General features: G+C 57.5%; 24 protein-coding genes. 19 read left to right on the top strand and 5 right to left on the bottom strand.

The genetic code is table 11. From position 1 onward, the window contains the following. Positions 1–50 precede the first annotated feature (50 nt). Positions 51–392 (bottom strand): FYDLN acid domain-containing protein, encoded by a 342-nt coding sequence (locus AACZ19_RS08670; RefSeq protein WP_339632996.1) that lies wholly within the window; start codon positions 390–392, stop codon positions 51–53. A gap of 200 nt (positions 393–592) precedes the next feature. Between AACZ19_RS08670 and aroA the strand changes: the two genes are divergently transcribed. The 13 genes from aroA to AACZ19_RS08735 all read left to right on the top strand — a co-directional run bounded on the left by aroA (position 593) and on the right by AACZ19_RS08735 (position 12,969). Further along, complete coding sequence (gene aroA, locus AACZ19_RS08675) at positions 593–1,945, top strand: 3-phosphoshikimate 1-carboxyvinyltransferase (protein ID WP_339632997.1); 1,353 nt, start codon at positions 593–595, stop codon at positions 1,943–1,945. Then, positions 1,942–2,559 (top strand): (d)CMP kinase, encoded by a 618-nt coding sequence (cmk, locus tag AACZ19_RS08680; RefSeq protein ID WP_339632999.1) that lies wholly within the window; start codon positions 1,942–1,944, stop codon positions 2,557–2,559. The genes aroA and cmk overlap by 4 nt, the downstream gene beginning before the upstream one ends. Positions 2,560–2,704: 145 nt before the next feature. Then, positions 2,705–4,444: a 30S ribosomal protein S1 gene (gene rpsA, locus AACZ19_RS08685; protein ID WP_339633001.1), complete on the top strand. Its 1,740-nt coding sequence runs from the start codon at positions 2,705–2,707 to the stop codon at positions 4,442–4,444. A gap of 56 nt (positions 4,445–4,500) precedes the next feature. Continuing rightward, positions 4,501–5,409 (top strand): signal peptide peptidase SppA, encoded by a 909-nt coding sequence (gene sppA / locus AACZ19_RS08690; protein ID WP_339633003.1) that lies wholly within the window; start codon positions 4,501–4,503, stop codon positions 5,407–5,409. A gap of 58 nt (positions 5,410–5,467) precedes the next feature. Then, complete coding sequence (gene ihfB, locus AACZ19_RS08695; RefSeq protein WP_293960421.1) at positions 5,468–5,752, top strand: integration host factor subunit beta; 285 nt, start codon at positions 5,468–5,470, stop codon at positions 5,750–5,752. A gap of 69 nt (positions 5,753–5,821) precedes the next feature. Then, the gene (locus AACZ19_RS08700; protein WP_339633008.1) at positions 5,822–6,202 is read left to right on the top strand and encodes a lipopolysaccharide assembly protein LapA domain-containing protein; all 381 of its coding nucleotides are present in this window, start codon (positions 5,822–5,824) and stop codon (positions 6,200–6,202) included. Between the two features lie 19 nt (positions 6,203–6,221). After that, entirely contained in the window at positions 6,222–7,166 is a 945-nt protein-coding gene (locus AACZ19_RS08705; protein ID WP_339633010.1) for an ornithine cyclodeaminase family protein, read from the top strand. Between the two features lie 106 nt (positions 7,167–7,272). After that, on the top strand, positions 7,273–7,983 hold the full coding sequence (pyrF, locus tag AACZ19_RS08710; protein WP_339633012.1) for an orotidine-5'-phosphate decarboxylase: 711 nt from the start codon (positions 7,273–7,275) through the stop codon (positions 7,981–7,983). Then, a complete protein-coding gene (locus AACZ19_RS08715) occupies positions 7,984–8,649 on the top strand; it encodes a phosphoribosylanthranilate isomerase (protein ID WP_339633014.1) in 666 nt (221 codons plus the stop codon). Between the two features lie 13 nt (positions 8,650–8,662). Beyond that, a complete protein-coding gene (gene trpB, locus AACZ19_RS08720; RefSeq protein WP_339633016.1) occupies positions 8,663–9,874 on the top strand; it encodes a tryptophan synthase subunit beta in 1,212 nt (403 codons plus the stop codon). Next, a complete protein-coding gene (gene trpA / locus AACZ19_RS08725; RefSeq protein WP_339633018.1) occupies positions 9,871–10,689 on the top strand; it encodes a tryptophan synthase subunit alpha in 819 nt (272 codons plus the stop codon). Before trpB ends, trpA begins: the two co-directional genes overlap by 4 nt. Before the next feature lie 12 nt (positions 10,690–10,701). Next, positions 10,702–11,655, top strand: coding sequence for an acetyl-CoA carboxylase, carboxyltransferase subunit beta (accD, locus tag AACZ19_RS08730; RefSeq protein WP_339633020.1), 954 nt, complete (start codon positions 10,702–10,704; stop codon positions 11,653–11,655). Between the two features lie 12 nt (positions 11,656–11,667). Beyond that, complete coding sequence (locus tag AACZ19_RS08735; RefSeq protein WP_339633022.1) at positions 11,668–12,969, top strand: folylpolyglutamate synthase/dihydrofolate synthase family protein; 1,302 nt, start codon at positions 11,668–11,670, stop codon at positions 12,967–12,969. Positions 12,970–12,978: 9 nt separating this feature from the next. Here AACZ19_RS08735 and AACZ19_RS08740 read toward each other — a convergent pair whose 3' ends face one another. Then, positions 12,979–13,668: a response regulator transcription factor gene (locus tag AACZ19_RS08740; RefSeq protein ID WP_339633024.1), complete on the bottom strand. Its 690-nt coding sequence runs from the start codon at positions 13,666–13,668 to the stop codon at positions 12,979–12,981. 292 nt (positions 13,669–13,960) lie between these two features. On the opposite strand from AACZ19_RS08740, the gene ribA reads away from it, so the two are divergent. The 3 genes from ribA (at position 13,961) to AACZ19_RS08755 (ending at position 16,583) form a co-directional block, all read left to right on the top strand. Then, positions 13,961–15,082: a GTP cyclohydrolase II gene (ribA, locus tag AACZ19_RS08745; protein ID WP_339633026.1), complete on the top strand. Its 1,122-nt coding sequence runs from the start codon at positions 13,961–13,963 to the stop codon at positions 15,080–15,082. A gap of 121 nt (positions 15,083–15,203) precedes the next feature. Beyond that, complete coding sequence (locus tag AACZ19_RS08750) at positions 15,204–16,019, top strand: hypothetical protein (protein WP_339633028.1); 816 nt, start codon at positions 15,204–15,206, stop codon at positions 16,017–16,019. Between the two features lie 51 nt (positions 16,020–16,070). Continuing rightward, positions 16,071–16,583 (top strand): L,D-transpeptidase family protein, encoded by a 513-nt coding sequence (locus AACZ19_RS08755; RefSeq protein ID WP_339633030.1) that lies wholly within the window; start codon positions 16,071–16,073, stop codon positions 16,581–16,583. Positions 16,584–16,585: 2 nt separating this feature from the next. On the opposite strand, the gene AACZ19_RS08760 is transcribed toward AACZ19_RS08755, so the two are convergent. The 3 genes from AACZ19_RS08760 to AACZ19_RS08770 all read right to left on the bottom strand — a co-directional run bounded on the left by AACZ19_RS08760 (position 16,586) and on the right by AACZ19_RS08770 (position 19,428). After that, complete coding sequence (locus AACZ19_RS08760; protein WP_339633032.1) at positions 16,586–17,281, bottom strand: YggS family pyridoxal phosphate-dependent enzyme; 696 nt, start codon at positions 17,279–17,281, stop codon at positions 16,586–16,588. A 101-nt stretch (positions 17,282–17,382) separates the two neighbouring features. Further along, the gene (locus tag AACZ19_RS08765) at positions 17,383–18,222 is read right to left on the bottom strand and encodes a sulfotransferase domain-containing protein (protein WP_293962105.1); all 840 of its coding nucleotides are present in this window, start codon (positions 18,220–18,222) and stop codon (positions 17,383–17,385) included. A gap of 117 nt (positions 18,223–18,339) precedes the next feature. Beyond that, positions 18,340–19,428, bottom strand: coding sequence for a porin (locus AACZ19_RS08770; RefSeq protein WP_339633037.1), 1,089 nt, complete (start codon positions 19,426–19,428; stop codon positions 18,340–18,342). Between the two features lie 337 nt (positions 19,429–19,765). Between AACZ19_RS08770 and AACZ19_RS08775 the strand changes: the two genes are divergently transcribed. The 3 genes from AACZ19_RS08775 to lptE all read left to right on the top strand — a co-directional run bounded on the left by AACZ19_RS08775 (position 19,766) and on the right by lptE (position 23,481). Beyond that, complete coding sequence (locus tag AACZ19_RS08775) at positions 19,766–20,314, top strand: DUF3576 domain-containing protein (protein WP_339633039.1); 549 nt, start codon at positions 19,766–19,768, stop codon at positions 20,312–20,314. Positions 20,315–20,435: 121 nt separating this feature from the next. Next, positions 20,436–22,994 carry a leucine--tRNA ligase gene (gene leuS, locus AACZ19_RS08780; RefSeq protein WP_339633042.1) on the top strand — a complete coding sequence of 853 codons (2,559 nt, stop codon included), beginning with the start codon at positions 20,436–20,438 and terminating at the stop codon, positions 22,992–22,994. After that, the gene (gene lptE / locus AACZ19_RS08785; protein ID WP_339633044.1) at positions 22,981–23,481 is read left to right on the top strand and encodes an LPS assembly lipoprotein LptE; all 501 of its coding nucleotides are present in this window, start codon (positions 22,981–22,983) and stop codon (positions 23,479–23,481) included. Before leuS ends, lptE begins: the two co-directional genes overlap by 14 nt. Positions 23,482–23,484 lie beyond the last annotated feature (3 nt).

A 23,484-nucleotide genomic window follows, 5' to 3' on the forward strand; every position in this document is an offset into this window, starting at 1 on the left:
TTATGCCGAAGCCCTTTCAGATTCAAGTCAAAAGTGACGCCGGGCTAAAATCAGCTTTCGTCGTCCGATTTCGGCTTGATCACAACACCGGAAAGATCATCATCGTCATCGTCATCATCGGGAAGGTCGACTGTATCCGGATCGACGAGATCGTCGTCATCCGTATCATCGTCGTCTTTATCGGCCAGTTCATCCGCCTTCTTCTTCGCGGCGGCGGCAGCGGCTTTTTTCGCGGCTTCCGATGGACCGGCGGACCGGCGCGGCTTCAACAATCGCTCTGGCGTGTTTTCTTCCCCGCAGGCCGGACAGATAATCGGCTTCTTCTTCATATCGTAAAAAGGCTTTCCGCAAGCACTACAACGATGCTTTTCGCCCCATTCCGGTTTTGCCATTGTCACCTCATCCTTGTGTTGGCGCCATGTCGGCTAAATCGGCGCCCCAAAGCACATTAAGAGTGGGTGAATTGCCAGAATAACTGTTCGCTGTCAAAAGTTTCTTTCATTTGGCCGCAGCTTTATGTGACATCGGGAAAAAACCTTGCTAAAACCGACAGGTTTTTCAAGCCCCTGTAGCAAATTCTGGCCAGAGATCCATGACCTCTCATTCCTCATCCTCCATTCCGGTAACGGCGCGTGCCTCCGGGCCGTTGACCGGCACGATCACTGTGCCCGGCGACAAGTCGATTTCTCACCGCGCCCTTATCTTCGGCGCGCTCGCCGCTGGCACAACGTCGATCAACGGCTTGCTGGAGGGGGAGGATGTGCTCTGTACTGCCGCCGCGATGCGTCAGCTGGGCGCGACCGTCGTTAAAGGGGATGACGGCAGTTGGCAGGTCACCGGCAACGGTATTGGTGCGCTTGCCGAACCGGAACGGGTGCTCGACATGGGGAACTCCGGAACGGCCGCGCGACTGCTGATGGGGTTGGTGGCGGCCTGCCCGTTCACGACCTTCTTCGCCGGTGATGCCAGCCTGCACAAACGCCCCATGGGACGGGTAAGAACTCCGCTTGAAGAAATGGGCGCGCAGATTACCAGTCGGTCCGGCGGGCGATTCCCGCTGGCAGTGACCGGGCGGGAGCTGATGCCCATCGACTATGAACTCCCCGTTGCCTCGGCCCAGGTGAAATCTGCAATCTTGCTCGCCGCCCTCGATACCCCGGGCATCACCCGGATAACCGAGCCGAAACCAACCCGCGACCATACGGAAAACATGCTCCGGCATTTCGGCGCGTCCGTCACGGTGACGCACCTTGATACTGGCGGCCGCGTTATCGAGTATCAGGGCCAGCAGGAACTGAATGCCGCCGATATCATCGTGCCGGGCGATCCTTCTTCGGCGGCCTTTCTGGTGGTTGCGGCGGCGATCCTGCCCGAATCCGACGTGACCATTACCAATGTCGGGCTGAACCCGCTCCGCGACGGGCTCTTCATCACGCTGAAGGAAATGGGCGCGGATATCGAGATCAGCAATAAACGCGATCAGGCCGGGGAACCCGTCGGCGATCTTCACGTGCGCGGCAGCGCCCTCACGGGAATAACGGTGCCGCCGGAGCGCGCGCCGACCATGATTGATGAGTTTCCCGTGCTGTTTGTTGCCGCGGCCTTCGCGACCGGCAAGACGGTTATGCGTGGACTGCATGAGCTCCGCGTCAAGGAATCGGATCGTATCGCCGCGATGGCGGCGGGCCTGAAAGCCTGCGGCGTCGCACTGGAGGAACTGGACGACGGATTGATCATCGACGGCAACGGCACACCGCCCGCCGGCGGCGGAAAGATCGAGACCCATCTCGATCACCGCATTGCCATGTCCTTCCTTGTCATGGGTCTGGCCGCAAAGAACCCTGTTACGGTAGACGATGGTCGGGTGATGGAGACAAGCTTTCCCGGATTTGCCAATCTGTTGCGCGGCCTTGGCGGAGATATCCGCGAGGAAGACGCCTCATGATTATCGCCGTCGACGGACCGGTCGCCGCCGGAAAAGGCACGCTGGCACGGCGAATCGCTGATATATATAAGCTCGATTATCTTGATACCGGCGCGCTTTATCGCGCCGTTGGCCTTAATCTGTTACGCGCCGGACAAAACCCCGCAGATACCGCCGCCGCCATGAATGCCGCCCGTCATGTCGGGGAAATCGCGCTGGACGACCCCGCCCTTCGGGACGAGAAAACCGGCGAGGCCGCCTCCGTCGTCGCCGCCAATGAAGGCGTCCGCGCCGAGCTCCTTCAGTATCAGCGGGATTTCGCAAAACGGGAGAAAGGTGCGGTGTTGGACGGCCGGGATGTCGGGACAGTCGTCTGCCCCGATGCCGATGTGAAGCTGTTCGTGACCGCCAGCGCCGAGATACGTGCCCGCCGCCGGTTTGAGGAGCTGACCGCCAAAGGCGTCAAGACGAACTTCGACGCTGTGCTTGACGATCTGCTGGCGCGCGATGCCCGCGACACCGGCCGGGGCGCGGCCCCGCTTAAAAAAGCTGACGATGCCCACTTGCTTGATACATCAAAATTGGATATAGAGGCGGCTGTTAACGCGGCTTGCAAGATTATCGACGCCGCCTAGACATTGAAAATGAACCGTTCCGACCACGCCGGAACATTGAAAATAGTGCTTCTCTCGCGTGCGTACCTTTTTTGGAGAAGCCTGAGGCCATCAATCCGCCGGAGAACCGGTTTGGCCTGATATCAGGATTGCTAGGAAATCAAATATGACAGATACAGCTACTGCCGAAGAAGGCATGCCCGCAATTGAAGATTTTGCGGCGCTTCTCGACGAATCCTATGGTGCCAGCGACAGCCTTGAAGGCACCGTTATCAAGGGAACCGTCATCAATATCGAGAATGATCTTGCGATCATTGATGTCGGACTGAAGTCCGAAGGCCGCATTCCGCTCAAGGAATTCGCTGCGCCCGGACAGGACGCCGAACTCAGCATCGGCGATACCGTCGAGGTCTTTCTGGAACGCATCGAAAACTCCGCCGGTGAAGCCGTCCTCTCCCGGGACAAGGCGCGCCGCGAGGAAGCGTGGGAAAAACTCGAAGTTGCGTTCGACAAGAACGAGCGGGTCGAAGGCATTATCTTCGGTCGCGTGAAAGGCGGCTTTACGGTCGATCTTTCCGGCGCCGTCGCCTTCCTGCCCGGCAGCCAGGTGGATGTCCGCCCGGTCCGTGACATCGGCCCGCTGCGCGGTATTCCGCAACCTTTCCAGATCCTGAAAATGGACCGTCGCCGCGGCAACATCGTTGTGTCCCGCCGTGCTGTTCTGGAAGAAAGCCGCGCCGAAGCCCGTTCCGAGCTGATCGGTACGCTGGAAGAAGGCCAGACACTGGAAGGCGTCGTCAAGAACATCACCGATTACGGCGCGTTCGTCGATCTGGGTGGTGTCGATGGCCTGCTCCATGTGACCGATATCGCATGGCGCCGGGTCAACCATCCGTCGGAAGCCCTGACCATTGGCGAAACAGTCAAGGTCCAGGTTATCCGCCTGAACAAGGAAACCCAGCGCATCAGCCTTGGCATGAAACAGCTTGAGGAAGATCCTTGGGAAGCCCTGGAAGCCAAATATCCGGTCGGCGCCAAATTCACGGGTCGCGTCACCAACATCACCGATTACGGTGCGTTTGTTGAACTGGAAGCCGGTGTCGAAGGTCTCGTTCATGTCTCCGAGATGAGCTGGACCAAGAAAAACGTGCATCCGGGCAAGATCGTCTCCACCTCCCAGGAAGTGGAAGTCATGGTTCTTGAGGTCGATCAGGCCCGCCGCCGGATCAGCCTTGGCCTGAAGCAGTGCATGGATAACCCATGGGACAGCTTCGCCCAGACAACCCCTGTCGGCACCGAGATTGAAGGCATCGTCAAGAACATCACCGAGTTTGGTCTGTTCGTCGGCCTTGAAAACGATGTCGACGGCATGGTCCATATGTCGGATATCGACTGGACCCAGCCGGGCGAGCAAGCCATTCAGGAATACAAGAAGGGCGATACGGTCAAAGCCAAGGTTCTCGACATCGATGTCGAGAAGGAACGCGTCAGCCTCGGGATCAAGCAGCTTGCGGAAGATCCGTTTGCCGGGGCGGCAGAAATGAAGAAGGGCGCCGTCGTTACCTGCACGGTGTCCAAGATTCAGGATGCCGGCCTCGACGTCGAGATCAGCGAAGGTGTTGTCGGCTTTATCCGTAAGGGTGAGCTGAGCCGCGATCGCGCCGAACAGCGCCCGGACCGGTTCGCCGTTGGTGACAAGATCGACGCCAAGATCACGGCGATTGACAACAAGACCCGCAAGGTCACACTGTCAATCAAGGCCCGCGAAGTGGCGGAAGAGAAACAGGCAGTTGCCCAGTATGGTTCTTCCGATGCCGGTGCCTCGCTTGGTGACATCCTTGGCGCGGCCATGCGCAAGGCCAACGAGGATGACGACGCATCTGCCGATGACAAGAAAGACGGGTAATCCGTTCATGACTACTGTCGCTATCGGTCATATCTGTTTTCGTCGGGTGATTGAAAATGTCCGCCGATAGCGAAGATTACAAAGTCAGGCGCCGTTTAAAGCGGCGCCTGACGCTTTGGCGCCTTCTGGCAATCCTGTTGCTGATCATTGTCGGCGTCTGGATTTTTAGCGAGATGACAGAGGACGAGGTCACGGATCATGTGGCCCGCCTCGATATCACAGAAATCATCGTCGAGAATGACCGCCGGCAGGAGGCCCTTGACCGGGTTATCCAGGATGCCTCCGCCAAGGCGCTGATCGTCTATATCAACAGCCCCGGCGGCTCCACCTATGGCAGCGAGCGGCTTTACAAGGCGCTCCGCCGCGTTGCCGAAACGAAGCCCGTTGTCACCGTGATCGGTACTGTCGGCGCGTCGGGCGGCTATATGACGGCACTGGCCGGAGACCGCATTTTTGCGGGCGAATCCTCCATCGTCGGTTCCATCGGCGTGATTGTGCAGCTGACCGAGATTTCCGAGCTCATGAAAAAGGTCGGCGTCAGCGCGACGGCGATCACCTCCGGCGCGCTGAAAGGCGAGCCGTCGCCCTTCAAGCCGATTTCACAAGCCGGGCGGGAAAATCTGCAGGAGATGGTCACCGCCACCTATAACTGGTTCGTCGGCATTGTAACCGACCGCCGTCCGCTGGATGAAAATGAAGTTCGCAGACTTGCTGACGGGCGGGTCGTCATTGGCCTTGTGGCGGTCGATAATGGCCTGATTGACGAGATCGGCGGCATCACGGAAGCGCAAGGCTGGCTGGAATCAGTCCGGCAGATTCCGTCCAGCCTGCCCCTTCGGACCATCGATTATAGCGAGCCAAAACCTCTGATCGCGCGGCTTTTAGGGGAAATGATGGGGAAAAGCGTTTTATCTGAACGACTTACACTTGACGGACTGCTCTCCCTTTGGCAACCTGACGGATAGTTGGGAAAGTATCTTAAATAAATCAAAGAAAAGAATTTACAGGGGCGGGGAGTGTCGAATGATAAAATCTGAACTCATAACGATCATCGCGGAAAATAATCCCCATTTATACCAGCGCGATGTGGAACGTATTGTCACCACGATTTTTGACGAAATATCCGATGCTCTCGCACGCGGCGATCGGGTCGAACTGCGCGGATTCGGGGCCTTTTCCACCAAGGAACGGGCGGCGCGTGTCGGCCGCAATCCCCGCACCGGGGAAGCCGTGCAGGTGGAAAAGAAATATGTGCCTTATTTCAAATGCGGAAAAGACCTGCGCGACCGGCTCAACGCCGAGGGGTAATAAAGGTCGCCATTTTTCCGGAAAACCGGTAGTCTGTCAGAAACCCATATCTGAACCAGAAGGCTGTTCATGCTGAAGTTTATTTTCTGGATTGTGTTCCTTGTCATCGCTCTTGCGATCGCCGCCCTCAGTATCGCCAATAGCGAACTGGTCGTGTTTTCGCTCGATCCGCTCCCCTTCGCCTTTGACCTGCCGCTCTACGCCCTGTTGCTGGCCGCCGCTTTCATCGGCCTCCTGACAGGATCCATCGTCACCTGGCTGCGGGGCCATCCGGTGCGCCACGAGAACCGGCTTCACAAACGCGAGGTGGAGGAGCTGAAAGGCAAGAACATGGCGCTGACCCGCGATCTTGAAGAAGCAAGAGCCCGCAACATCCGTGGCCCGGCGCCTGACGCCCTGACGCCCCCGATTGCGGAAAAGCACCAGATCGAACACCAGGCGGGCCATTAGGCCAGGAAAAGGTTTCCAGATGCGGATCATCGAAAACTCCGAAATATCGGCCGCCCTCGCTTACCCTGCGCTGATCGACGCCTTGCGTAAGATGTTCACTTCCGGCTGTACCCAGCCGCTCCGTCACCATCATTCGCTGGACCCGGACAATGAGAAAAAAGGCACCCTGCTGATCATGCCCGCATGGCAGTCGGGAAAATATCTCGGCCTTAAAACCGTGACAGTGATGCCGGAAAACGGAAGCCGGGGCCTGCCGTCGGTCCAGGGTACGTACCAATTGTTTGATGCGGTGGATGGGCAAGCCCTCGCCTTTATGAACGCTGGCGAGTTGACAACCCGCCGCACGGCCTCCGCCTCTGCGCTCGCGGCCTCCTTCCTCGCGCGGAAAGAGGCGAGCAAATTGCTGATGGTCGGTGCTGGCGCCATGGCGCCGTGTCTCGTGCGCGCCCATGCCGCCGTCCGCCCGATAAAAGAGGTCTCCATCTGGAACCATCGCGCCGAAAAAGCAGAACGCCTCGCCGAGGAGCTGGCGCGCGAAGGATTTCAGGCAAACGCAGTGACCGATCTGGAGGCTGCTGCCGCAACGACTAACATTATTTCCTGCGCCACGCTATCCACCGAACCTCTCATCCATGGGGACTGGCTGAAACCGGGCGTCCATGTCGATCTTGTCGGCGCCTTTACCCCGACCATGCGCGAAACCGATGATGCCGCCATCCGGATCGCCAATGTCTTCGTGGATACGCGCGAAGGCGGCCTGAACGAGGCCGGGGATATCGTCCTTGCCATGAAGGCGGGTGCGATCACGGAGCAGGATCTCAAGGCCGATCTCTATGACCTCTGCCGCAACCGCCACCCGGGGCGCAGCAGTAGCGAGGAAATCACGCTATTCAAGTCGACCGGGGCCGCGCTGGAGGATCTTGCCGCTGCAATCCTTGCCTATGAGGCAACTGGTCAGAAATAGCTGTGAAAATCATGTCATTTTCTGCGTCTATCGCTTTTCATTTTGACGAAAGCCTCTATTATCGCGGCAGATTTCACCTATATCTCAGAAAACAGGATGTATGGACATGAGACAGACGCCGCAAAATGCCGTTTTCACCGCCATCGATACGACTGATCTGGAGGCGGCCATAGCTCTTGGACGCACAATCGCTCCGATCTCCGGCGGGATCAAGCTGGGCAAGGAGTTCTTCACCTCCCATGGCCCGCAGGGCGTGATGGCGGTCGCGGGAGAGGCAACGCCGCTGTTTCTCGATCTCAAGTTCCACGATATTCCCAACACCGTTGCCGGTGGCGTGCGCGCGGCGGCGAAATTCATCAAGCCGACGATGCTGACTATTCATGCAAGCGGCGGCCCGGCCATGATCCGCGCGGCGGCCGATGCTTCCGCCGAGTTTGGCGAAGAACGTCCCCTGATCCTTGGCGTTACGGTACTGACCAGCATGGATGATGCCGATCTGAAAGCCGTTGGTGTGGATAGCCCTGCCGAAGAACAGGTCCTGCGTCTTGCCGAGCTTGCGCAAAAGAACGGCGCCGACGGGGTTATCTGTTCCCCGCGCGAAATTCAGGCCCTTCGTCGCGTTTGCGGCCCGGACTTCAAGCTGGTCGTCCCCGGCATCCGTCCGCTCGGCAGCGATCATGGCGATCAGAAGCGAGTGAAAACCCCGGTCGAGGCCATGACCGACGGCGCGAGCTATCTGGTGATCGGCCGCCCCATTACTGGCGCTGCAGACCCCGCCGCCGCCGTCAGTACGATTGTCGGGGACCTGGCCGCCTAGATGACTGTTGCTGCGAAAATATGCGGGTTGAATGACGCCGCGGCCGTTGCCGCCGCCGTCGAAAATGGCGCAGCCTTCGTCGGCTTTGTCTTCTATCCACCCAGCCCGCGCAATGTTTCACCGGAAAAGGCCGCGGAACTTGCGGCAGATATCCCCAAAACCGTTCAGAAGGTCGGGCTTTTTGTCGATCCCGTTGATGAGCTGATCCGCAATGTGCTGGATGCCGTATCATTGGATTGGATACAGCTTCATGGATCGGAAACGCCGGAACGGGTGCGCGACATCAAACAGGCATTCAATCTTCCCGTGATGAAGGCTATCAAGATCGACAGTGCCGCGTCGATTGCGACCGCATCATCTTATGAGAGGGTTGCGGATATGTTACTTTTTGACGCGAAAGAGCCTAAAGCCATGAAGAATGCGCTCCCGGGCGGCAATGGCCTCGCCTTCGACTGGAAATTACTGGCAAACACAAAGATCAAAAGCCCCTGGATGCTGGCAGGTGGGCTGAAATTGGAGAACATCGCCGAAGCGGTCCGTGTATCCGGCGCACATATCGTCGACACCTCCTCGGGCGTCGAGTTCCAGCCGGGATGTAAAGATCCCGCGGCGATAGAGGCATTCCTGATGGCAACACGCGCTATCGAAACACAGAAAACAGGCTGAAACGTAGAAAACCATGTCGAAACTGAACAGCTATCGCACCGGGCCGGATGAAACGGGCCATTTCGGCATTTTCGGCGGGCAATTCGTCGCCGAGACATTGATGCCGCTTATCCTGGAACTGGATGCCGCCTATGAAGCCTCGAAAAAAGATCCGGAGTTCGCCGAAGAGCTTTCAGGTCTTTTGAAGAATTTCGTCGGGCGCGAATCCCCGCTCTATTTCGCTGAGCGGCTGACCGAGCATTACGGCGGCGCGAAAATCTACCTCAAGCGGGAGGATCTGAACCATACCGGCGCGCACAAGATCAACAACTGCATGGGGCAGATCCTGCTCGCCCGGCGCATGGGCAAGAAACGCATCATCGCGGAGACCGGCGCGGGCCAGCATGGTGTCGCCACGGCTACTGTCGCCGCGCGTTTCGGTCTCAAATGCGCGATCTATATGGGTGAGACGGATATCGAGCGGCAGAAACCCAATGTTTTCCGCATGAAGCTGCTGGGTGCGGAGGTTATCCCGGTGAAGTCCGGCGCGCGCACCCTGAAAGACGCCATGAACGAGGCGCTGCGCGACTGGGTCACGAATGTGGACGATACCTTCTATATTATCGGCACGGTCGCGGGACCGCACCCGTATCCGGAGCTTGTCCGTGATTTTCAATGCGTGATCGGCGAGGAAACCCGCCGTCAGATCATGGCCACGGAAGGACGCCTTCCCGACACCCTGCTTGCCTGCATCGGCGGTGGATCGAACGCCATGGGCCTGTTCCATCCGTTCCTCGATGACGAGAAAGTCAGTATTATCGGCGTTGAGGCAGCCGGCCACGGGATCGACACCGACAAACATGCCGCGTCGCTGAAAGGCGGGCGGCCGGGCGTTCTCCATGGCAACCGGACCTATCTGTTGCAGGATGACGACGGACAGATACTGGAGGCGCATTCCATTTCCGCCGGTCTTGATTACCCCGGGATCGGTCCGGAGCATTCCTGGCTCAATGACGTCGGGCGGGTCAAATATGTCAATGCAACGGATCAGGAGGCGCTCGATGCGTTCCAGCTCTGCTGCAAGCTGGAAGGAATTATCCCGGCGCTGGAGAGCGCCCATGCGCTTGCCTATCTTGAAAAACTCGCGCCCGGCCTGCCAGAGGATCATCTCATCGTCGTCAACCTCTCCGGTCGTGGCGACAAGGATATTTTCACTGTTGCCGATGCGTTGGGAGTTGAGTTGTGAGCGAAACCCGTATTGACCGTCGTTTCACGGCCTTGAAGGCCGAGGGGCGCGCCGCCTTTGTCACCTATGTCATGGCCGGGGACCCGAATTACGAGACCGCCCTCGAAATCGTGAAAGGACTGCCCGCTGCCGGGGCAGATATTATCGAGGTGGGCCTGCCCTTTACCGACCCGATGGCCGATGGCCCGGCAATCCAGAAGGCTGGCTTGCGCGCGCTTGCCTCCGGCACGACCCTCAAAAAGACCCTGAAACTGATTTCCGAGTTTCGTGAGGGCGATAACGACACACCGATCGTACTGATGGGCTATTACAATCCGATTTATAACTATGGCGTTGACCAATTCCTCATTGATGCAACGGCTGCCGGGGTTGACGGGTTGATCGTTGTCGATCTCCCGTCCGAGGAGGATAGCGAGCTCTGTCTCCCGGCCCGGGACGCCGGTCTTAACTTCATCCGCCTGGCAACGCCGACGACAGATGACAAGCGTCTGCCGAAGGTTCTCGCCAATTCATCCGGCTTCCTTTACTATGTGTCCATTGCCGGAACGACAGGCGCCGCGGCACCAAAGCCAAGTGACGTAGCAAAGGCCCTCGCCCGGATACGCAAAACGACGGATCTGCCGATCGCCGTGGGATTCGGTCTCAGAACCGGGGAGCAGGCGGCGGAAATTGCGAAAATTGCCGAAGGCGCGGTGGTGGGCACCGCCCTTGTCGAGCAGGTCGCTCTTGGCAGGGATGATAAAGATGCGGTAAAACGGGTACTCGGCCTCGCCCGCGAGATTTCGGCGGGCATCCGGAGCGTAAAAAAGACGTAACAGGACAGGATTATGAACTGGTTGACGAACAAGGTCCTGCCGAAATTCCGGCAGTTGACCACGAAACAGGACACGCCCGACAATCTCTGGGTAAAATGCCCCGATTGCGGCCAGATGCTGTTCCATAACGACCTGCAAGCCAACCAGAACGTCTGTAACCATTGTGACTACCATATGCGGATCTCGCCCCAGGAACGGTTCGAGGCCCTCTTCGATGGATCAAAATACGACCTGATCGAGCTGCCCGAAGTGCCGGTAGATCCACTGAAATTTCGCGATTCCAAGCGCTATACGGAGCGGCTGAAGGATGCGCGCCATAAAACCGGCGATAGTGACGCCATGAAGGTCGCCCATGGCAAGATGGGCGGCAATCCCGCGGTCATAGCTGTGCAGAATTTCGATTTCATGGGCGGCTCCCTTGGCCTCGCCGTGGGAGAGGCCATCGTCTCTGCCTCCAAGCTTGCGATTTTGCAGAAAGCCCCGCTGATCCTCTTCTCTGCCGCCGGGGGCGCCCGCATGCAGGAGGGAATTCTCTCCCTCATGCAGATGCCGCGCACCACGGTCGCGATCCAGCGCCTGAAGGAACATCGCCTCCCCTTTATCGTCGTTCTCACCGATCCGACAACGGGCGGGGTGACGGCCTCCTATGCGATGCTGGGCGATATCCAGATTGCCGAGCCCGGTGCGCTGATCTGTTTTGCCGGACCGCGGGTGATCGAGGAGACAATTCGCGAAACCCTGCCCGACGGGTTCCAGCGCGCGGAATTCCTGCTGGAGCATGGCATGCTCGACATGGTGGTTCATCGCCGGGACATGCGCGAAACCTTGACCCGCGTCGTCGAACTGCTCGCCAGCAAGCTGAAACTGCCGCCCGCAATCAAGGAAAGCGGTAAAAAACCCGCCGATAAGACCGTAACAGGCAAGAAGGCGGAGACGGGCAAAAATACTGTCTCCAACATTAAATAGCCTGACCCTGCCATGACCGGGAGTAACAGCGACCGGATTCTGGCGAGGATGATGACCTTGCATCCGAAGGTCATCGACCTCACCCTTGACCGGATGCTGCCGCTGCTTGCGAAGCTCGATCATCCGGAGCAGCGCCTGCCTCCTGTCATCCATGTGGCGGGCACCAATGGCAAGGGCTCCCTTCTCGCCAATCTTCGTGCGATGCTGGAGGCCGCGGGCTATCGCGTTCATGTCTATACGTCCCCGCATCTCGTCCGTTTTGCCGAACGCATTCGTCTTGCCGGAAAGATCATCGAGGAAGACTCTTTAAGCGATCTTCTCCTCGACTGTGAAAAGGCGAATGGCGACACCCCCATCACTTATTTCGAGATTACCACCATCGCCGCCTTCAAGGCCTTTGCCGAGACACCCGGCGATATTCTCCTACTCGAGACCGGGCTCGGCGGGCGCTATGACGCCACCAATGTGGTGGCACGCCCGGCGCTTACGGCAATCACGCCGATCTCTCATGATCATGCGGAGTTTCTCGGGACCGATCTTGCCGGAATTGCCGGGGAAAAGGCCGGGATTATCAAGCCGGATGTGCCGGTTATTATCGGCCCGCAAGATCCCGTTGCCCTTGAGGTCTTGCAGAAAACCGCAGAAAAGCTTGGCTCTCAACCTTATATATATGACAGGGAATGGTCTTGCCGCAGAACCGCTGATGGCTGGGAGTATCGGGGCGCAAGTGGCGCGCGCCGCTTTACCGCTCCCTCGCTTCATGGCCTGTACCAGATTGAGAATGCCGCAACGGCCGTGGCCTGCCTCGACCAGCTTGGCGGATTTACGGTCTCAGACGCCGCCATTGCGAAAGGGTTGCAAACCGTCGAATGGCCCGCGCGAATGCAACGGTTAAACAGAGGCCCGATTGTCGACGCGCTGCCGGGGCATGTGGACGTCTGGCTTGACGGTGGCCATAACCCGGCGGCGGCGGAACAGATTGCCGCCAGCTTTACCGATTGGAACGAGCGCGACCCGAAGCCGACTTACCTGATTGCCGGGATGCTGAATACCAAGGATCAGAAATCCTATTTCGCCCGGCTTGCCGGGATTGTTGAAAAAGGGCATTGCATCGCCATCCCGGGTGAGGCCGCGAGCACCTCGGCGGAGGACCTTGCCGCGCTTGCCCGGGCGGGCGGCCTGGCGGCGAGGGAAATGCCATCCATGATGGCAGCAGTGGAGGCTTTGGCGCCCGATCTCGCAGAAAAGCCGTCCCGACTACTGATCACGGGAAGCCTCTATCTGGCCGGTCAGGTGCTCCGGGACAACGGCTGAAACAGGGCTTTACGGCACAAGGCGATAGCCGCCCGGCTCCGTGATGAGGATTTTCGCGTCCGACGGTTCCGTCTCGATTTTCTGGCGCAGCCGATAGATATGGGTTTCCAGCGTGTGGGTCGTCACCCCGGCGTTATATCCCCAGACCTCATTAAGCAAGATATCGCGGGTCACCACCTTGTTGCCGGCGCGATAGAGATATTTGAGGATGGAGGTTTCCTTCTCGGTCAGGCGGACCTTCTGGCCCGACTCCTTATGCAGCATCAGCTTGCCCGCCGGGCGAAAGCTGTAGGGGCCGATGGTAAAAACCGCATCTTCGCTCTGTTCATGCTGGCGAAGTTGGGCGCGGATACGGGCCAGCAGCACCCCAATGCGAAACGGTTTCGCCACATAATCATTGGCCCCGGATTCAAGGCCGAGAATCTGGTCGCTGTCGCTGTCCTGGGCCGTCAGCATGATGATCGGCGCCTTGTTCCCGGACTTCCGGATCAATTTACAGGCTTCGCGCCCGTCCATGTCCGGCAACCCGACATCCAGCAGGATCAGGTCGAAATGGCTGTTCTTGACCATTTTCAGCGCATCACAGGCGGTTTCCGCCTGATGTGTCAGGAATTCCTCATGCAGATCAAGCTGTTCCGCCAGCGTTTCCCGCAGGCTGTTATCATCATCGACCAGAAGAATCTTTTTGCCGCTCGTCATCTTGTTCCACCCTGATTACTGTTTTCGGCCGTATGCTGACCTTACCCTGCCATGCTAAAAATTGGTAGCATAAGGGGGCATTCAAGGGCAAGGACGGGTCAAAGGCCCCCTTTTTCACGCGAATGTGAAGCACATTGATCGCCGCGATCACGGAAGCGCCCCAAAATTCACGAACAGGACAGAAAAACGTTCTCCCTATGACGATTGTGATAATATTACATTTGCGGCCATCCACTCATGCCTGCTAATAATCTTGCAACATCGCTTTTTGTCCGCACCGGAAATCAGGTATATGAGCAGCAACAACAAGAATGAAACCGATCTCAGGCGGCTGCGGGCCGTTGACCGCGCTATCGCGGATTTACGCCGGGGGTTGAGCATCATCGTCACAGGTCCGGAGGAAACCTCGCTCGTTCTCGCAACGGAAATGGCGTTTGATGCGGAACTTGAAACGCTTGCCGAGCGCAGCGGCGCAACACCGGTTCTGGCCCTGACCGCCCATCGTGCCAATGTCCTGCATATCCAGCCGACCGGAGACGACGCTGTGCGCGTGGTGATCGAGGACTGGATGGATGCCCCGCTGATGCGGGCGCTGGCCGACGCTGTCCATGACCTGGACCAGCCATTTCGGGGGCCCTTTACGCGCATAAAGGAAAGCGTGCCGCCCACAATCCCTGCCGCCATCAAGCTTGCCAAGCTCGGCCGGTTGCTGCCCTCGGTTCTCGCCGCGCCGCTCTCACCTGCGAAAGTGACCGATTTGCAAAATGATTTTGATCTCTCCGTCGTCAGCCTGGACGATATTCTTGCCTTCGAAGAAGTCGCTGCCCTGCAGCTCAAGCGTGTCGCCTCCGCCAAAGTGCCGTTGCAGGCGGCGGAAAATTGTACATTCCATGCGTTCCGCCCGAAGGATGGCGGAATCGAACATCTGGCAATCGTCGTCGGCACACCGAGCGCGCGCGATCCTGTTCTCACACGGCTCCATTCGGAATGTTTTACCGGTGATCTCATTGGCTCCCTCAAATGCGATTGCGGGGAACAGCTGCGCGGCGCGCTCAAGGCCATCGGGGAAGAAGGTGGCGGCGTCCTCTTGTATCTCGCACAGGAAGGCCGCGGTATCGGCCTGATCAACAAGCTTCGCGCCTACAAACTGCAGGAGCAGGGCTTCGATACCATTGACGCCAATGAGCGGCTCGGTTTTGATGCGGATGAACGGGTGTTCCAGCCCGCCGCCGAAATGCTCAAGCTTCTGGGCTTCCGAAACGTCCGGCTGATGACCAATAACCCGGAAAAGGTTGAGGGCCTTGAACGCCATGGTATTGCCGTGACGGAACGGGTGGCGCACAAATTCCCCTCCAACACCCATAACGAGCTGTATCTCGCCACCAAGAAAAAGCGCAGTGGGCATTATTTGTAGGAAATAACGGCATAAGCGGCAGTATTTGCCGGTTGCTGTTGATATATAGTGCGAATTCCGGCGATTTCTCTCGCCCAGACTGGCACGCTCCTTGCTAAATACTACAGGCAAGGAGAGATGAATGCTGACAAATGCTGTAACCAACAACCCCTATGCCTATCTTGATCGGGACCTGCCGAACAGCCCGGTCGCCCAATATGTTCCGGCGGAAAAACTGGACGAGGCGGGCAACAAGGTCGCCGACGAAGGCGGCTTTGGCGAGGATGGCTTCGGTTTTGATGATTTTCTCGACATCATCAACCCGCTTCAGCATATACCGGGTATCTCTTCCCTCTACCGGGAAATTACAGGTGATGAGCTTAGCCCGGGCGCGCGCATGATTGGCGGCACCATTTTCGGTGGTGGCATCGGCCTTGCCGCCTCTTTTATCAACTCCGCGATTGAGGATGCGACCGGTCACGATATCGGCGGGCATATGCTGGCGCTTTTCTCCGATGACGACGAGGCTGCTCCGGCCGAGATGATTGCCGCCGCCCCTGACGGGGACGCAATGGCCGCCCCTGCCAAAGCAGAAGAAACAACGCCTGGCGTCATGGCGCCAACGGCGATCGCTCCCGTAATGCAGGCGCCGCTACCAGAGCCGGAAGCGGTGAATGAGGCTCCCCGGACAATGACAACCCCGATCGGTCTGGAATGGAAGGGCGAGAAACCCGACCTTCTGCAGAATGTGGAAAAGGCCAAGGCCCTGCAAACTCAGGAGCTGACGGAAGAGCAGCTTCACGCCGTCTTTCAGAGTTTCCGGCTCGCCACACCGCCGGAAAAGGCGATAGCCGCCCAGCAGGCGAGTAGCGCTTATCAAAAAACCGCTGACGCTATGGAAAATAGCCGGCCCGCCACTGCAGGGTATCGACAGATAAACGACAATCCCTCTCCTTAAGACCGCAATCAAGGGCATGACAGCCGGATGCGACTGCATTAAACTTGCGGAATGGATATCTATGTAACGCAACAGGACGGATCGCGCGGCCTTCTGTCCTATAAAGATCTGACATTTGACTGCGCCCTCGGCAAAGGCGGGGTTGCAGCTGACAAGCACGAAGGCGATCATGCGAGCCCGTCGGGGCGTTTTGCCCTTCGAAAGCTTTTATATCGCGCCGACAGGGGTGCAAAACCCCAAACCATCCTTCCTGCGCAAGAAATCGACCGCAATGACGGCTGGTGCGATGATCCGGATCATGAAGCCTATAACCGCCCCGTCCGCCTGCCGTTTGATGCACGCCATGAAACCCTCTGGCGGGAGGATGAGCTGTATGATCTTGTTGTCGTCCTCGGCCATAATGATAATCCCGTCGTCAAGGGCGCCGGAAGCTGCATTTTCATGCATGTCGCGCGGCAGGACTACGGCCCGACGGAGGGCTGTGTTGCCCTTGAAAAAACCGATCTGTTGACACTGCTCGCGGCGATTGAGGACAACACCGCAATCCGCATCATAGCAGCGTAGGGTTATTTGTCGGCGCGGCTTCCGAAAAGGGCCGTTCCCACCCGCACAGAGGTTGCGCCGAACTGCACCGCCGTTTCAAAATCCGCGCTCATTCCCATGCTGAGGCGTTCAAGCCCGTTCCGCGCCGCAATTTTCGCAAGCAGGGCAAAATGCGGGGCCGGTTGCTCCTCCAGTGGCGGAATGCACATCAAGCCGATAACGTCGAGGCCAAGGTTGTCCCGGCAGTCCGTAATGAACGCATCGGCATCTTCGGGGAAAACGCCGGCTTTCTGCGGCTCCTTGCCCGTATTCACCTGAATATACACCGGCAATGACCGATCCGCCGAGGCCATCTCCTTGGCGAGGATTCGCGCGAGTTTAGGTCGATCGACCGTCTCAATAATATCAAAAAGCGCCACGGCGTCCTTTGCCTTGTTGGTCTGCAACGGGCCGATCAGGCGTAACTCCACATTCGGGTACTGCGCGCGGAAGTCCGGCCATTTCTCCTGCGCTTCCTGCACGCGATTTTCACCGAACTGCCGGTGGCCGAGACGCAAGGCAGCCTCTACGGCGGCAGCCGGATGCCGCTTGCTGACGGCGATGAGGTCGATATCGCCCGGATTGCGTTCCCACTTTTTTGCTGCCTTATCGATCCGGGCGCGGATTTCCTCAAAATTTGCGGCGATATCGCGGTCTATGTCCGAAGCGTCGCTGGTCATTGGCGAATTTTCCCTTAAACTCTAAAAACAGGCATTTTGTGATATATAAGAGCCTGATTTCTGCATTTCAGCCGGTTTTATGGTTAATTTTTTGTAAAAATTCACTTGTATCCGGGCGGCAGATATTTGAATTCCTTCATCACATCCCGATGGGCGGTGACGATTTTCTCGATCTGGTCCGGGGTCAGGGTCGTCTTCCATTGCCCCGCCTTGCCCACACGGAAAAATTTCTCGGCCTTGTCGGATCGTTCGTTAAAGCCTTTCTCGTCCTCCTGCTTGCGCGACGCATCGAAGGAGGAAAACTTGATCGCCCGGCGAAGCCGTTCCTTCGGGGGTTTCAGGCCGAGGAATTTCGCAAGCGCCCCAAAGGTCTGTTCCGGTTTGTAGAGCATATCCTCATAGCGCATGATATGCCGCCGCGATTTCTCCATTGCCTGCCAGGAGGTCACATGGTTGGACCAGGAACTGAGATAATCCGGAAGCTTGCGGTCCGTCTCGGCGCTATAGGCCTCGACATCCGTCATCATCTCCACGCCCTGGTCAATCGGCATGCCATAATGATCGGAGAGGGAAATCACTACATCCAGCGGATTTCGCACGATGTAAACGGCGCCCGCCGTGAAATCCGGCGTGATCAGGGGCACGCCATGCGCCGTACCGAGCCAGTTATGGGTTTTAACAAAAACCGAATCCGGGCGTGTGCGGGCATAGGCCTGATGAACCCGGGGGACCAGCGCGGCGACCTCCTCATCGGAAAAGCTGTCGAACGGCTTTCCGGTCACCTGTTCGTACCAGGCCTTGTTACCATCGCCGATGGTGAATTTGGTCAGCTCATTGAGGTCCGCCGGCCGGTTGGCATTGAGCAGCAGGTTATGCAGAAACGTCCGCACCCAGGTGTTTCCCGATTTCGGATATGACGCCAGCCAGATAATCCCGCCCATAGTGTTATCGCTTTTCTGAATTAAAATTTCTGTGGACAAAATAATCAGCTGACTATGGATGGGCAATAAAAAAGGAGGGCAGGAAACCTGCCCTCCTCAGTCTTACAAACCTTCAGATTAGAAGGAGAGAGCTGTACCAACGAAGAACGTATTCGTCTCGCCAGCCATACGAGTTGACGAGCTTGCAGTCAGGTTGTTGTCGTCCATCTGCACACCACCGAAGGCCGTGATTCCGGGGCCGAGTGTGTACTGACCACCGATGATCCAGGTATCCTGATCATCAAGAGTGCCCGTACCAACAGTCTGAAGCTGATCGAAAGTCGTCTTGGCGTACTGAACACCAACTGCCCATGGACCCATGCCGTATTTCAGACCTGCGGACCATACCTTGCTGTCATTATCAGAAATACCGGCTATGTCCTTTACCTGTTTATAACCACCACCGATTGTGAAGCCTGCAACGCCAATAGAAGTACCAAAAGAGTATTCGCTCATATCTTCAGCAGCACCAAAAACTTTCCCCTCCTGATAACCTGCGGAGAACGCTACGTCAACAGCACCAAATTTGTTGACATAGTTGGCCGCAGCTGACCAACTGCGATCAAGACCGGCTTTGGGGTTCGGGGCCGAATACTGGCCATTTCCAAGGGAACCCGTTTCAGAGGTTCCATCGGGAACATAAGAACCACCCAACTGGAAGCCGGCGAAACGCGGTGTGAAATAGGTAATCTTGTCCACGTCCCGGAATCCGAACAGGTTCGGACGGGTGGTGTTCACCTGACCCGTCGGCCAAATGTTGGGCGAATCCGCGCCATACATCGGAACCGGTGACGGACTGGCGTAATGCATCAGGTATGCAGCACTGTCTTCTGAACCGATCAGAACGCGACCGAAGGAACCTTCAATAAAGATGAAGGTTTCGTCAAGCTGGTCGGCATTTGTATAGGCTTCGAGCTGAACCTCAACACCGAACTGGATACCGTTGTCCAGAGTAGTGGAACCCTTGAAGTGGATTTCACCTTCCTGCGTTACACGGTCAGAAGTACGGCTCGGCGTGCCAGCCGGCTCATCTGAATCCTGATAGAAGTATGTGGATTGCATATAGCCGCCAACATTAAGTTTGATTTTTTCAGCGGCCAAAGCAGGTGATGCAGCCAATGCACCAACTGCGACAAGCGCTGTTGTACCCAAGATTGCTTTTTTCATTTTGTCTCCCCTCTGCTCATCACAAGCTAGAGAACTAGATTAAAATACAGACGCAAGGCCGGTTGGCCCGTTAGTCAAGACGGAGTAAAGAAGGTTAATGGCCTCCCGGTCAAGCGCAAGACGATGGCGTTTTTACCAAAATTACCGGACTGTGCTTAAAAAGTCACATTTCTGCCGCACTGCGGATTTGCGGGGCGCGGGCCCGAATCCCGAAAAGAAGGCAACTCCCTTAATTTCTGCTGTTGTCGGGGCAAGAAAGCTGGCATAAACTCACCGTTCTTGATTTTGCCCAATTTCAAGCGTCTAGTAGCCAAGAAACATGAGGGTTTTGACAGATATGACACGACGAGGAAAATTTGCACTGGCGGGCGGATGCTGCCTGGCGCTTTTGCTGGCGGGGTGTGAATCTGATATGAGTTCGAATTCGACCTTTCCGACCTCAAGTCGCGGTCAGGTCTATCAGACGGGAAATGCGCCGGATGACACGATCTTCGGCAAGGGCGGTCTTTTTGGCGGTGATGAGAAGGACCTTCAGGATGGCCTTGGCGGCGGCGGCGGGGGTCTCGGCGTCAACGCCTATCTCTGGCGCGCGTCTCTCGATACCCTCTCCTTTATGCCGCTTTCATCGGCGGATCCGTTTGGCGGCGTGATCATAACGGACTGGTATTCCTCCCCCGATTCCCCGAATGAGCGCTTCAAGGTGACCGTCTACATCCTTGACCGGCGCCTGCGCGCGGACGGGATCAGGGTGACGGCGTTCAAACAGAACCTGGATACAGCGAACCAGTGGATTGCCGTCCCGCTCGCACCGAAGGTAACGGCAGACCTTGAAAATGCCATTCTATCGAGAGCCCGTGGCCTCAGGGTAGCGCGCGAAGGCGAATAACCTTATAAGGTCCGGTCTTGTACTGAATTTTAAGGGACACGCCGCTTTTAACGACCCACGGGCGAACACGGATCGCCCCTCTTTTATGACATGATGACCAGGATGGAACGGGAAACAGGCTATGTCCCGCTATAATGCAAAAGAAGTAGAAGCCAAATGGCAGGCCGGCTGGGCCGAACATAAGAGTTTCGAAGTGGAGGCCGATCCGGCCAAACCGAAATATTATGTGCTGGAGATGTTCCCCTACCCGTCCGGCCGTATCCATATCGGCCATGTGCGCAACTACACCATGGGCGATGTGGTCGCCCGTTATAAAAAGGCGCAAGGCTTCAATGTGCTGCATCCGATGGGCTGGGACGCGTTCGGGCTGCCTGCGGAAAATGCCGCCCGTGACAAGGGCGTGCATCCCGCGGAATGGACCTATGCCAATATCGCCCATATGCGCGATGAGCTGAAGGGCATGGGCCTTTCCCTCGACTGGAGCAAGGAAATCGCCACCTGTCATCCCGGCTATTACGGGCATCAGCAGAAGCTCTTCCTCGATTTCTTTAAAAAAGGCCTCGTCTACCGCAAGGAAAGCTGGGTCAACTGGGACCCTATCGACATGACCGTGCTGGCCAATGAGCAGGTGATCGACGGCAAGGGCTGGCGCTCTGGCGCCGTGGTCGAGAAACGCAAGCTTGATCAATGGATGTTCCGCATTTCCGACTATAGCGAGGAACTGCTGGACGCGCTTGACACCCTCGATCGCTGGCCCGATCGCGTCCGCCTGATGCAGCAGAACTGGATCGGCCGTAGCCAGGGTGCGCATGTCGCCTTCGACATTATCGGCGAGAACGAGCCCCTCAATATCTATACCACGCGCCCCGACACGCTTTTCGGAGCGAGTTTCATGGCGGTGTCCGCCGATCATCCGCTGACCCAGCGTCTCGCGAAGGATGATGCAAAAGTCGCGGCCTTCGTCGCCGAGTGTCACCAGATGGGCACGAGCGAGGAAGCCATTGAAAAAGCGGAGAAAAAGGGCGTGGATACGGGCCTGAAAGTTGCACATCCCTTTATTGAGGGAAAAACCCTGCCGATCTATGTCGCCAACTTCGTCCTGATGGATTATGGCACCGGCGCGATCTTCGGCTGTCCGGCTCATGACCAGCGCGACCTTGATTTCGCTCGGAAATATGGCTTGGAAGTCACCCCTGTCGTTGCGCCTGAGGGGAAAGACCCCGAAATCGGCACCGAGGCCTATACCGGCCCCGGCAAGATCATCAATTCGGATTTCCTGAACGGCATGGAGGTCGAGGCCGCGAAAGCCGAGGTAATCCGGCGGCTTGAAGCCATCGGCAAGGGCACGGAAAAGATCAATTACCGCTTGCGGGACTGGGGCCTTTCGCGTCAGCGCTACTGGGGCTGCCCGATCCCGATGATTCATTGCGACAAATGCGGCACGGTCGCAGAGGCGGAGGAAAACCTTCCCGTCACCCTGCCCGAGGACGTCACTTTCGACAAACCGGGCAATCCGCTCGATCATCATCCGACATGGAAACATGTCACATGCCCGAAATGCGGCGGGGAGGCGACACGCGAAACCGACACCATGGATACTTTCGTCGATAGTTCCTGGTATTTCGCGCGCTTCTGTTCCCCGCGCGCCGACGTACCGGTAGACCGGGAAAAAGTCGATTATTGGCTGCCCGTCGATCAGTATATCGGCGGGATCGAGCATGCGATCCTGCATCTGCTGTATTCGCGCTTTTATTCCCGCGGCATGATGGAAACCGGCTGGTCCGATGTGAAGGAACCCTTTGCCGGGCTGTTCACGCAGGGCATGGTCACCCACGAGACCTATAAATCCACAAGCGGCGAATGGTTACTGCCGGACGAGGTGGACCATAACGACGCCGGAGACCTGATCGAGCTCGCCACCGGCAAGCCTGTCACCATCGGTGGCGTTGAGAAGATGTCGAAATCGAAAAAGAACGTCGTTGATCCCGGCGCGATTATCGAGAAATTCGGCGCCGACGCCGCCCGCTGGTATGTGCTCTCCGACAGCCCGCCCGATCGCGACATGGAATGGACCGACGCGGGCGCGACGGGCGCCTGGCGCTTTGTCCAGCGCCTGCATCGTTATATTTCGGAGAATCTCGACATGGCTGCGGCGACGGACGCACCGGAGCCGGCTGAATTTTCCGATGCCGCCTTGGGCCTTCGAAAGATCGCCCATAAAACGGTCGCCCAGGTCACCCAGAATATCGAGGATCTGCATTTCAATAACGCCATCGCCCGTATCTATGAATTCATGAAAGCGCTCGGGGAGGTCAAGTTTGAAGACAGTGCCGATGTGAAATGGGCGCTGCGCGAAAGCATGGAGACGATCGTCAAGCTGATCGCGCCGATGATGCCCCACCTAGCGGAAGAGCTTTGGCAGATTCTGGGTCATGACACCATGCTGGTGGACACGCCCTGGCCGAAAGCGGACCCGGCACTGACTGTGGAAGACAGGGTCACCATGGCCGTTCAGGTAAAGGGCAAGCTGCGCGCCACCATTGAGGTTGCACTTGATGAGGAGGCGGCGAAAGTGGAAGAAATTGCGCTCGCGCAGAAATCAGTCCAGAATGCGATCGGCGAAAATGCCATTCGCAAAGTCATCGTTGTCCCGAACCGGATCGTCAATGTCGTTATTTAGGGTAAGTCTTGTTTTTCTGATCATGAGTCTCGCGGTGGCCTGCGGGTTCCAGCCGCTCTACGGCAGCGCAACCCGCAATGCCGATGTTCAGGAAAAGCTGGCGCAAACATATATCGAACCGATGCCGGGACGCATCGGTCAGATCCTGCGCAATGAACTTCTCGACCTTGCCAATCCACGCGGGATCCCGAAAGAGCCGGTCTATCGGCTGAAGGTCACCACGGAAACCCGCGCCGAAGGCCTCGCGATCCAGAGTGACGACACGAAAACCCGCTTTAACCTGACCCTGACCAGCAAATTCTCTCTGGTCAATATTGCGGCGCAGGAGGTCCTTTATACCGGATCAACGCAGAACATCGCCTCCTACAATGTGGTGCAGTCGGAATTTGCGAACCTGTCGGCGGCAAAGAACGCGGAAAAGCGCGCCGCCCTTGTCGCCGCCAAACAGATAAACCAGCAGCTTTCTGTCTACTTCTCAGGGCGTTGAGCC

This window comes from uncultured Sneathiella sp. (assembly GCF_963973085.1).
In the GTDB taxonomy this organism is placed as follows: domain Bacteria; phylum Pseudomonadota; class Alphaproteobacteria; order Sneathiellales; family Sneathiellaceae; genus Sneathiella.

Bases quoted from the DNA above. Each gene is read 5' to 3' on its own strand.
- AACZ19_RS08670 (WP_339632996.1), bottom strand. From the start codon at position 392: ATGGCAAAACCGGAATGGGGCGAAAAGCATCGTTGTAGTGCTTGCGGA.
- aroA (WP_339632997.1), top strand. From the start codon at position 593: ATGACCTCTCATTCCTCATCCTCCATTCCGGTAACGGCGCGTGCCTCC.
- cmk (WP_339632999.1), top strand. From the start codon at position 1,942: ATGATTATCGCCGTCGACGGACCGGTCGCCGCCGGAAAAGGCACGCTG.
- rpsA (WP_339633001.1), top strand. From the start codon at position 2,705: ATGACAGATACAGCTACTGCCGAAGAAGGCATGCCCGCAATTGAAGAT.
- sppA (WP_339633003.1), top strand. From the start codon at position 4,501: ATGTCCGCCGATAGCGAAGATTACAAAGTCAGGCGCCGTTTAAAGCGG.
- ihfB (WP_293960421.1), top strand. From the start codon at position 5,468: ATGATAAAATCTGAACTCATAACGATCATCGCGGAAAATAATCCCCAT.
- AACZ19_RS08700 (WP_339633008.1), top strand. From the start codon at position 5,822: ATGCTGAAGTTTATTTTCTGGATTGTGTTCCTTGTCATCGCTCTTGCG.
- AACZ19_RS08705 (WP_339633010.1), top strand. From the start codon at position 6,222: ATGCGGATCATCGAAAACTCCGAAATATCGGCCGCCCTCGCTTACCCT.
- pyrF (WP_339633012.1), top strand. From the start codon at position 7,273: ATGAGACAGACGCCGCAAAATGCCGTTTTCACCGCCATCGATACGACT.
- AACZ19_RS08715 (WP_339633014.1), top strand. From the start codon at position 7,984: ATGACTGTTGCTGCGAAAATATGCGGGTTGAATGACGCCGCGGCCGTT.
- trpB (WP_339633016.1), top strand. From the start codon at position 8,663: ATGTCGAAACTGAACAGCTATCGCACCGGGCCGGATGAAACGGGCCAT.
- accD (WP_339633020.1), top strand. From the start codon at position 10,702: ATGAACTGGTTGACGAACAAGGTCCTGCCGAAATTCCGGCAGTTGACC.
- AACZ19_RS08735 (WP_339633022.1), top strand. From the start codon at position 11,668: ATGACCGGGAGTAACAGCGACCGGATTCTGGCGAGGATGATGACCTTG.
- AACZ19_RS08740 (WP_339633024.1), bottom strand. From the start codon at position 13,668: ATGACGAGCGGCAAAAAGATTCTTCTGGTCGATGATGATAACAGCCTG.
- ribA (WP_339633026.1), top strand. From the start codon at position 13,961: ATGAGCAGCAACAACAAGAATGAAACCGATCTCAGGCGGCTGCGGGCC.
- AACZ19_RS08750 (WP_339633028.1), top strand. From the start codon at position 15,204: ATGCTGACAAATGCTGTAACCAACAACCCCTATGCCTATCTTGATCGG.
- AACZ19_RS08755 (WP_339633030.1), top strand. From the start codon at position 16,071: ATGGATATCTATGTAACGCAACAGGACGGATCGCGCGGCCTTCTGTCC.
- AACZ19_RS08760 (WP_339633032.1), bottom strand. From the start codon at position 17,281: ATGACCAGCGACGCTTCGGACATAGACCGCGATATCGCCGCAAATTTT.
- AACZ19_RS08765 (WP_293962105.1), bottom strand. From the start codon at position 18,222: ATGGGCGGGATTATCTGGCTGGCGTCATATCCGAAATCGGGAAACACC.
- AACZ19_RS08770 (WP_339633037.1), bottom strand. From the start codon at position 19,428: ATGAAAAAAGCAATCTTGGGTACAACAGCGCTTGTCGCAGTTGGTGCA.
- AACZ19_RS08775 (WP_339633039.1), top strand. From the start codon at position 19,766: ATGACACGACGAGGAAAATTTGCACTGGCGGGCGGATGCTGCCTGGCG.
- leuS (WP_339633042.1), top strand. From the start codon at position 20,436: ATGTCCCGCTATAATGCAAAAGAAGTAGAAGCCAAATGGCAGGCCGGC.
- lptE (WP_339633044.1), top strand. From the start codon at position 22,981: ATGTCGTTATTTAGGGTAAGTCTTGTTTTTCTGATCATGAGTCTCGCG.